This is a genomic window from uncultured Veillonella sp., assembly GCF_963524655.1.
Lineage (GTDB): Bacteria > Bacillota > Negativicutes > Veillonellales > Veillonellaceae > Veillonella.
The window spans coordinates 1-6645 of sequence record NZ_CAURHA010000055.1; the positions used below are offsets into that span (position 1 = coordinate 1).

Genomic DNA, 6645 nt, shown 5'->3' on the forward strand with positions numbered 1-6645 from the left:
CTTATAAAATCACATTATAAAGATATGATTTAACACTGTCAAACTTAAATAATTTGATATAAGGATTAATATATTTAATTAGTAAACCACTTTAACTCATAAAATCAAAGTAGATAAATACTAATGATACATATCTATATCTACAGTAATCATTCGAGTTCGCTCTGGATTAAACATAAAGCAAATGACTCTAGGCTGGTCTTGATCAAAGTTATGATAAACAACATATACTACATATTTATCAGCCGATATCCGAGTACTATAATAATAATCTTCATTAGGATCATCACCGACACTTTGTGTACCATCAATTATCCAGGGAAATAATTTCCAGTTTTGTCGTTGAATGGTGATAATCTCATAATAATTGTCTATATCACTAACCAATACATTTTTATCTTTTGGATATGTAAAGGAATTAAGTCCTTCAACTGTAGTATCTTTGTCTCTGCCATTTATAAACGAATACCAAGCATTAGATTTAACTGTTTCCTCATACCTTGAAATCGTAGCTTTATCACCATCTAATACTAAACATCTTTGATTTCCACCTATTCCAATTACTTCAGCAGAAGAAATCACTTTCAAACTCCCTGGTAAAAACTTAGGTGTTTGTAATGGAGGTGGAATATACCCCGCCTTAGATGAAGGCCATGTAGAGTGCCATCGTTGTGTATCATAATGGGATATCCCTACAGCAGAAAATACTAAAGTAACAGCTAATGTAGGAAGCATACACAGAAAAAAGATTACATAAAAATATGTTAAAAATCTTTTTCGTATAGCTTTCTCACTATCGATTACTCCACATTTTTCAAGCAATAACACAATCGTAGCTACTAACAAAATCAGATAGTATAACCCAGAATATGATATCTCATCCGAAAACAAAAATGTTAGTATCCAAAGAATTATAAAGAACCATATACTTTTTCTATATGGAGGCTCAGTAAACAAATTCTTTAAATACATTAAACACTGTCGCATATACACTCTCCACAACAACACCTATTCAAGTTACTTAGATTGATAAAACACCGCCCGTGTCCCATCATTACTAATCAAAAGTTCCACAAAATGAGGTCTCTTTGTATTACCATCATCAACAAATACATATAATCTATGATTCCGCGTAGAATTATATGTATCCTTGACTACTGTTTTTGTTTCTTTTCGGGGTGCAAAGCGCAACCACTCTATAAAATTCCGTTGCGGCAAATTTAAAGGTTCTTCTCCTATACTTTCTATAATATTATAGCTATTTGGGTGAGATATAAAACGCTTTTTCTCCCCAGTATCTAAATCACGCAATACACCATCCGCATCAATTTGCGCTGTATAAGCTGCATTTTGCTTAGCTATCGCTTCATATTGTGAGATTACTTTAAGGTCTCCTTCAAGTACTGTATATCTTTCTCGATATGCATTAGCCCATACTAAATCACTACGAAAAGCAGACGCTCTATAAATACCTTCTGGAAGTTTCTCTGGTCGTTTTAACCCCTCCGGCAATTCTTCACTATTAGGCCAACCACGTTTCCAATCCATCGTACTAAACTCAAAACCATCAGTTTGATCACGAGTCGTTTGATTATAAAATTGAATACAAACAAAAAAAAACAAACAAATACAAAGATTTATAAAAAAAAAAAAACCCAAAACTAGTCGTATATGAGCTTTTTCAGATATGGTTCGTTTCTTAAAGCGACCATATTGCAGTAACACACTCAATACTATGGCTATACCAAAAACCATGTATGTAATAGGTGCTATGTTAAATAGCGCTACCACAATTGCAAACAACACGCATAGCATAACCGTTAATAGGCCATAAAATCCTTGGAACAAAATTCTCTCCTATCATGACAATACTTAGAACATTTTCTTATACAACATTTCTATATCTTCCTGACTCACATCGGCCACTGTATTAGCAATATTGCCGGTAGCTACGACATACACGTTATCGACAAGCCAAGGAATGTCTTTTTTCGTAAAGCCTAATTCTGTAAGGTTTGTAGTAAGGTCCAGGTCATGTACGATAAAACGTAACGCTTCACCTAATTCAGAGCCATCGCCATGGTTAAAGATACGAGCCAATGCACCAAATTTATCAGGATTAGCACTCCACGTGTATTCCACTACCACAGGTTCAATAACGGCAAGGCCCACACCGTGTGTAATATCTTTAAGACCACTGGCAGGGTGTTCCATACCATGGGCTAGTGTTACACCGGCCGTATTGATTACCATACCGCCAATGGTACTAGCAAGGGTTACAGCTTCCCAAGCCTTTGTGAGTTGTTTTTCGCTCAGCACTTCAGGTTTGCTGTTGGCAACGGCTTTCACATGTTTATATAGAGGCACCAGATATTGTGCTAATAATGTAACTGCATAATAGGATAATGCATCAGTAAAAGGTTGTGCCGTTTTAGATGTGTAAGCCTCAATATTATGGCATAGTGCATCAAAACCAACGGAGGCCAACACATGAGGTGGCATGGTGCCCATCACACCGGGATCTACGATAGAAACCTTAGGCACGATGGCGTTACAGCGCAAGGATTTCTTATCCCCTGTTTCAGGATTAGTAAGCACGCCAAAGCCATTACCTTCAGAGCCTGTACCACATGTCGTTGGAATGACAACGAGAGGTAATGCATTGTCACTTGTTTTACGGTTGAAGATATAGTCGTTAATATCTCCTTCGTTAACCGCCATGAAGGCTATCCCCTTTGCACAGTCCATAATGGACCCACCGCCGATGGCGATAACTACGTCACAGCTTTCAGTTTTAGCCACGGCTGCACCATCTAAAGCAGTCGTCGTTAATGGATTGGCATCAACTTGATCAAACAGCACATGGTTAATATGAGCCGCCTCTAATTTCGCTACCACACGGTCATACAAACCAGATTTTTTCGCACTAGTGCGACCTGTTACGACGAGGGCTTTCTTGCCATAGGGCGCAACAAAATCAGCAACGCTATCTACTTTATTCCAACCAAATTGGATATTTACAGGTAAAAAATAAGAGAATTCCATGTGACAACCTCGTTTCTCTGAAAATTACTTCTTAGTGCTATTGTAATGTATATTTAAGACCATGTAAAACCTCATAGGACTTTCACCAGAAAACAGGTATACTAATAATAAGAGGGAGTATTTATATTTATAGAGGGAGAGAACATCTATGAAATTTGCCATTAAACATTTATGGTCTTCGCTACGGGACCTAGCAACGCAGTCGCCAATATTACTGGCATTGATTGCCGTATTTTCATGTACGCCGTTGTATATTGAACAAGACTGGTTTTCCGACATCGACATTAAGCTATACTCACTGTATTTCTTTATCGTTATATTACAAAGCTATATAACAAGGGCACGAAAGTTTTCCATATTATATACCTTGGTAAGTATCGGAATCAGCGTCGGCCTTTATATGATTCACGAAACCTATGGCTATGTGCGGGGCATTGAGCTAGCTACGGAAAATATATCCTTCCTATGGCTGTACTCCATGATTGCCTTATATTTCACATCGCCCGGTGAACACTACATCGGCGAAATCATCAACCGCATCAAGCGAATTGGTATCACCCTTGTTACGTCAACGTTATATAACATTGTTATCATTATGAGTTTATGGTTCTTCTTCATCATCATAGACCAACCATTCGATGTTGAAGAAACTATTTTTAAGGTGCTTGCATCCATTAATATATTCATTTGTCTATCTATGGTATGTTCTTATAAAGAGGATCCAGCAGGTCCTCCCGCACCAAACTCATTCTTTACCGTTGTATTCGGCATCATCTTGCCAAAGGCGTCCATCATTACAGGCATTCTAGCTAATATCTATTTAGTCTTGATTCTGTTGGGGCTTCGCGATGACACCCGGTTCTTCTACACGTACTATCCGTATGTAGCTATTTTCTACTTATTCTACTTGGCTAGCTTTAGATCTAGTGAAAGCAGCAGAACACAACAAATCCTGTGCTTCTTGTTCATTACCCTTACTACATTGTGCTTAGCCCTTATCGGTAAGCGTGTAATTAATGAACCAATTCTCTGGCTCAATACGATTTACGTAAGTGCATTCAATCTAATTTTCTTAGCACACAATGTATATTCTCTTGTGAAGGGTTTAAAACCTTCTGTCCACACCACCATTATGGCTCTTGCCTTAGGTGCTGTTCTCTTGACACCATTCATAGGCTATACAACGTATCGTGAATTTGTGACCTATACTAAAGTTGATGGCAAATGGCATGCAAGCCTACCAATAGCTGCTACCTTTGATCCTAACTTCACAGATTACGGCACACCATATGTACCTGTGGACGATTTAAAACTGCCAGATACAAACCCAGTAAACGGCAGACGCGTCGAGTATATCAATTTTGATGCTTTGTCTGCACCAAAGGTTATTTCTATTGCAGGCTACGACAAATACATTGAAAATATCGAATTAATAGTCTATGAAAGAGACCTTAAGGAATATCAAGTAGAATCGGCTAACTTCGACTCTATTTCCTTCAAATTCCTTAACCATGGCCTTGATCTAGAAGTATCTTTACCAAATGGAGTAACAGAGGTGCATCATATTTATGATAAGTTCCTTACCGTCGATAAAACAGCTATCGATCCTATCATTATAGAAGGCAATGGATACAAGCTATTGATTACGTCGTACTTCATAAACCAATTCGATACACGTAAACTTAAATTTAATGTACTATATAATTAAACCTATAAAAGCAGTACCTCACTACGAGGTACTGCTTTTTTCTTAACTGAGCTTATCCTTAGTTCCTATTACATAAACCTCATAAGACTTTCACCTAAGAACAGGTATACTACTGATAAAAAAGATATTTATAGAGGTGGAAAATCTATGAAATTTGCAATTAAACATGTGAGGGCTTCACTGCGAGATTTGGCGACGCAGCACCCTATATTACTGGCATTAATCACCATATTCTCGTGTACGCCGCTATACATTTCTCACCCTTGGTTTGCTCACATGAACCTATTAATGTATATGCAGTTTTTTTACATCGTTATATTACAAACCTATATAACACGAAACCAAAAATTATCCATTTTATATACCTTAGCAAGCATCGGCATCAGCACATGGCTCTATTTTGTTCACGAAACTTTTCATGAGGTACAAGGCATTAGACTAGCCGTAGAAAATATATCTTACCTATGGTTATATACAATGATTGCATTATATTTCACATCTACAGGGAAACACTACATCGGTGAAATTATAAACCGGCTTAAACGGATTTTTATCACCTGTATTGCCTCTACGATATATAATGTTGTCATCATCATAAGCCTATGGTTCTTCTACATCATCATCAACGAACCATTTGACTTCACCCACTTGATTTTCAAAATACTAGCATCTATAAACGCTTTTATTTGTATGACTATGGTCTGCACGTATAAAGAGGATCCTGCAGGACCACCTGAGCCTAGTTCATTTTTCACAATTGTATTTGGCGTTATTTTGCCAAAAGCATCCATCATAACAGGGGTTCTTGCTACTATTTATTTATTACTAATATTATTAGGCTTCCGCTTAGACACACGTTTTCTTTACACATACTATCCGTATGTGACTCTATTCTACTTATTCTATTTGGCTAGTTTTAGATCTAGTGAAAGCAATCGAACACAACGGATATTGTGTATCTTGTTTATTACCCTCACTACCATTTGTTTAGCGCTCATAGGAAAGCGTTTAATCAATGATCCTGTATTATGGCTCAATACAATCTATGTAGGTGCATTCAATCTAATCTTCTTGATATACAATGTGTACTCTCTTGTTAAACGATTAACACCATCTGTACACACTACCGTCATGGCTCTCGCACTAGGCGCCATTTTATTTATGCCAGTTGTAGGCTATACAACATATAGAGATTTAGCAACCTACACTAAAGTAGCTGGTCAATGGCAGGTACGTCTTCCTATAGTAGAAACCTTTAACTCATATGGCCTAACTTATAGAACATCTTATGAATATCCATATATTGAAGATACAGAAAATACGGAAGATAATAAAGATACTGAAAAAACACCGCCTATCACTCCAGCAAATACAAAACAACTGGAGAGTATTCATTTTGAGGCTAAGGAGTTACCAAAGGCTATTTCGGTAACAGGTTACAATAATTATATTCCTAATATTTACTTACAAGTGACTGATACGAATATTGTGGAACATCAAAGGCCTTCTGCAAAATTCAACGACATCTCTTTCCAATTAATCAACGATGGTCTTGATTTAGAGGTATCTATGCCAAACGGAGTAACCGAGGTACACCATTTATATGATACCTTCCGTAAGGTAGGTGACAGTAAAACTATTGATCCTGTTGTCATCGATGGTACAGGATATAGACTCTTTATAGCATCCTACGTTGTAAGTGAATTCAGCTTACGCAGTGTTATATTCCATGTACTTTATATCTAACATAACATTAGTATAAGCAACATAACAAAAAACCATATCATATTATAAGATTATAAAAGCAGTACCTCACTACGAGGTACTGCTTTTATTCTTGTACGCCGAATAGGCATGACTAAACCCCCAGTTAAACTGGGGGTCGGTAAAAA

Annotated in this window: 5 protein-coding genes; 2 read left to right on the forward strand and 3 right to left on the reverse strand. The window is 37.0% G+C overall.

The genetic code is table 11. The annotated features are described in order from the left end of the window. Positions 1-120 precede the first annotated feature (120 nt). Genes RYM16_RS08600 through RYM16_RS08610 form a run of 3 tightly spaced genes read right to left on the reverse strand, consistent with a single transcriptional unit; the run spans position 121 to position 3045 of the window. The gene (locus RYM16_RS08600; RefSeq protein WP_314983337.1) at positions 121-987 is read right to left on the reverse strand and encodes a hypothetical protein; all 867 of its coding nucleotides are present in this window, start codon (positions 985-987) and stop codon (positions 121-123) included. A 30-nt stretch (positions 988-1017) separates the two neighbouring features. Further along, entirely contained in the window at positions 1018-1848 is an 831-nt protein-coding gene (locus RYM16_RS08605) for a hypothetical protein (RefSeq protein WP_314983338.1), read from the reverse strand. Positions 1849-1872: 24 nt separating this feature from the next. After that, entirely contained in the window at positions 1873-3045 is a 1173-nt protein-coding gene (locus RYM16_RS08610) for an iron-containing alcohol dehydrogenase (RefSeq protein WP_314983339.1), read from the reverse strand. A 148-nt stretch (positions 3046-3193) separates the two neighbouring features. On the opposite strand from RYM16_RS08610, the gene RYM16_RS08615 reads away from it, so the two are divergent. Both RYM16_RS08615 and RYM16_RS08620 read left to right on the forward strand, forming a co-directional pair. Then, positions 3194-4753, forward strand: coding sequence for a hypothetical protein (locus RYM16_RS08615; protein WP_314983340.1), 1560 nt, complete (start codon positions 3194-3196; stop codon positions 4751-4753). Positions 4754-5047: 294 nt separating this feature from the next. Further along, a complete protein-coding gene (locus RYM16_RS08620) occupies positions 5048-6499 on the forward strand; it encodes a hypothetical protein (RefSeq protein ID WP_314983341.1) in 1452 nt (483 codons plus the stop codon). The last annotated feature ends 146 nt before the right edge of the window (positions 6500-6645 follow it).

What these genes read in the sequence shown, in the direction of transcription:
- RYM16_RS08600 (WP_314983337.1), bottom strand. Translation starts at nt 987, where the DNA reads ATGCGACAGTGTTTAATGTATTTAAAGAATTTGTTTACTGAGCCTCCA.
- RYM16_RS08610 (WP_314983339.1), bottom strand. Translation starts at nt 3,045, where the DNA reads ATGGAATTCTCTTATTTTTTACCTGTAAATATCCAATTTGGTTGGAAT.
- RYM16_RS08615 (WP_314983340.1), top strand. Translation starts at nt 3,194, where the DNA reads ATGAAATTTGCCATTAAACATTTATGGTCTTCGCTACGGGACCTAGCA.
- RYM16_RS08620 (WP_314983341.1), top strand. Translation starts at nt 5,048, where the DNA reads ATGCAGTTTTTTTACATCGTTATATTACAAACCTATATAACACGAAAC.